The sequence below is a fragment of the Pseudoalteromonas sp. TAE56 genome (assembly GCF_000497955.1).
Lineage (GTDB): Bacteria > Pseudomonadota > Gammaproteobacteria > Enterobacterales > Alteromonadaceae > Pseudoalteromonas.
The window spans coordinates 1-2310 of sequence record NZ_AUTN01000148.1; the positions used below are offsets into that span (position 1 = coordinate 1).

Genomic DNA, 2310 nt, shown 5'->3' on the forward strand with positions numbered 1-2310 from the left:
CCGCCGCAAATGCAGGCGTTAGGGTTTTCTGGAGTCACGGATGAAATTTAAACTACCTTTTATTTTCCTCGTATTTATTTCAACATTCGCGTATTCGAATGAAATTGATGAATTCTGGAATACAGAAGCTGCATATAAAAACAAAGCTGAAAGTTATATTTCTCAACTGTACAGCAATAAGCCTGAACTTCTTGTTCTTGAATTTTCTATTAAACGCAACCCAACGAAAATTGAATCTGAATTAGAGCACTATGTATTTTTTAAGGCGCTCGACAAAGCGAGTATCGTTGATACTAAAGATCCTGCTATTCTAGAATGGGCTAAATCTAATGGTATAAGTGCTAAAGATATAACCATCTATGACGTAGTTTTCGAGTTGCCTAAAACTAATAATATCAGTCCAGTAATAATGTCAGTTGGGCAAGAGACTGGCTTTTTAAACAACAAATGGGCAGAGTTAATAAAACCTTAAAAGCACTTAAAATGCAACAAAAACAGTTACTCAGGTTCCGCTTCGCTTCACATTTTAACCAGCTATTTTTGTCCGCTTAAGTGGGCGTTGAGGCTGTAGAATTACTCTTTTTTAAGAAAACAGCCTGTTTTATGGTTTCCAAATGCATTACCTAATGCTTTTAAAGCGCTTAGAGTTGATTTGAGGAACTCGTTTTTTAATTGAATTTGATTGTTGGAGTTATTCTACAGCCTCGTTAGTTGGCTTAAATTCACCCTGTAGTATGGAATAGATTTTTGGAGTTTTAAAAATGGAGTTTCTCATAGGTTTAATTCTTTTTTTATTCTTCTTTGTTCTAGTAAATTATGTACAAAGCATTGTTGGATTTTACCCTAAACTAGCAAAAGAGTACAAAACGGATTTATGTATTTCTGAACGTTCACTTTTTAAATCAAAAAGTATTAACCTGACAAATGTTGCGGACTTTTCTCAGGAGAAAAACAGTGAATATAGAAATTTTCTAAATATAAAACCATGTAAACAAGGTTTGTTCATAGGTCAAAATAAGATGTTGATTCTACTATTTCCCAATAAATTTTTAATTCCTTGGGGGCAAATCAACCTAATAAAAGAAAAAACTAATTTTTTAAAAAATCAATATCTTTATAAAGTAGAAAGTAAAAAAGAGCCTATTTATATCATTTCTAAATTCGATCTGTTTAAAAGCACAACTAACAAGTGACTATGGTGTCAATTCCTAATTTCAAACCATTTTAGGATCCCACATGACACCATCCCTCACCATAGAATTTATGATTACTATAAGCTTTCTTATACAGGCAATAATAGCCACTTTCTTAGGTTTCCCTGCCGCGACTAGCCGATGATAAATAGCTTTAAATTTAGGGTTACATTGGATAGCTGACATCATTGCCATATACATTGCGGTTCTAATTTTTGGCCGTCCACCTCGTATCATCCGTTTACCCTGATAAGCACCACTTTCTCGATTAAATGGTGCAACACCAACCAGTGATGCAGCCTCTTTATTGTTTACACACCCAAGCTCAGGCATGTCACTAAGTAAGTTAAATGCGACAACATTCCCAACGCCAGGCACACTTTGAATAATGTCATTCTTGACCTTATATTCGTCACATTCTTTGATGAGTTTTTGTAGTTTCAAATCTACTTTTTCAATCTGATTTTTTAATGCCGTTAGGATAGGTTTTATTAGTGATGATATTGTTTTTGGCATTATTTGTGAACGATTTTTCTCCATCGTTTGCATATCCATTAACTGCCTTCTTCTAGAAAGTAAATCACTCATCAAGCGCATCTGCTCTGGCTTTAAAGAAGAGAGTGGTGGCTTTATTGCTTCACCAAAATGAGCGATGAGTTGCGCATCAAGTTTATCTGTTTTTGCTTTTTGGCCAATAGCGCCTGCGAAACGTTTAATATTAACGGGATTAGCAACAACGAAAGGGATATTCGCTTGAGCACACGCCATAATAAAGGGGTGTTCAAGGCGCCCAGTTGCTTCAATAGTAACACGCGTTATTGGGTGCTTTTTTAGTGTTTTTATAGCGTGTTTAATGCCGCCGTCATTGTTTTCTACGGTGAAATATATATCTAAAGGTCGGATGTAAATATCGAGTTGAGTTTTACCTGTATCGACACCGACGTTAATTTCATTTTGATTATTGAGTGTATTCATAATAAGCTGACTCTGCCTTGCGATTCGGGCTCGAGGCCCCGTTGACTATCCGAGTTTAATGCTTGGAGTTTATACAGCGTTCTTTCTTGTTATCGGTCTCTCAATAGAGGAGCCTTCAATCAATCGAACTACTGTATAAAAG

At 35.6% G+C, this 2310-nt stretch carries 3 protein-coding genes; 2 read left to right on the forward strand and 1 reads right to left on the reverse strand.

All coding sequences use genetic code 11. The features are described 5' to 3' along the window. Positions 1 to 40 precede the first annotated feature (40 nt). Together L656_RS0119065 and L656_RS0119070 are read left to right on the forward strand one after the other, a co-directional pair. Positions 41 to 472, forward strand: coding sequence for a hypothetical protein (locus L656_RS0119065; RefSeq protein ID WP_024600383.1), 432 nt, complete (start codon positions 41 to 43; stop codon positions 470 to 472). 289 nt (positions 473 to 761) lie between these two features. Then, positions 762 to 1193 (forward strand): hypothetical protein, encoded by a 432-nt coding sequence (locus tag L656_RS0119070; RefSeq protein ID WP_024600384.1) that lies wholly within the window; start codon positions 762 to 764, stop codon positions 1191 to 1193. Positions 1194 to 1214: 21 nt separating this feature from the next. Here the strand turns inward: L656_RS0119070 and L656_RS0119075 are convergent, their stop codons facing one another. Continuing rightward, entirely contained in the window at positions 1215 to 2168 is a 954-nt protein-coding gene (locus tag L656_RS0119075) for an IS110 family transposase (protein ID WP_024598675.1), read from the reverse strand. Positions 2169 to 2310: the final 142 nt, after the last annotated feature.

Coding starts and splice junctions, on each gene's coding strand:
- L656_RS0119065 (WP_024600383.1), top strand. CDS start 41: ATGAAATTTAAACTACCTTTTATTTTCCTCGTATTTATTTCAACATTC.
- L656_RS0119070 (WP_024600384.1), top strand. CDS start 762: ATGGAGTTTCTCATAGGTTTAATTCTTTTTTTATTCTTCTTTGTTCTA.
- L656_RS0119075 (WP_024598675.1), bottom strand. CDS start 2,168: ATGAATACACTCAATAATCAAAATGAAATTAACGTCGGTGTCGATACA.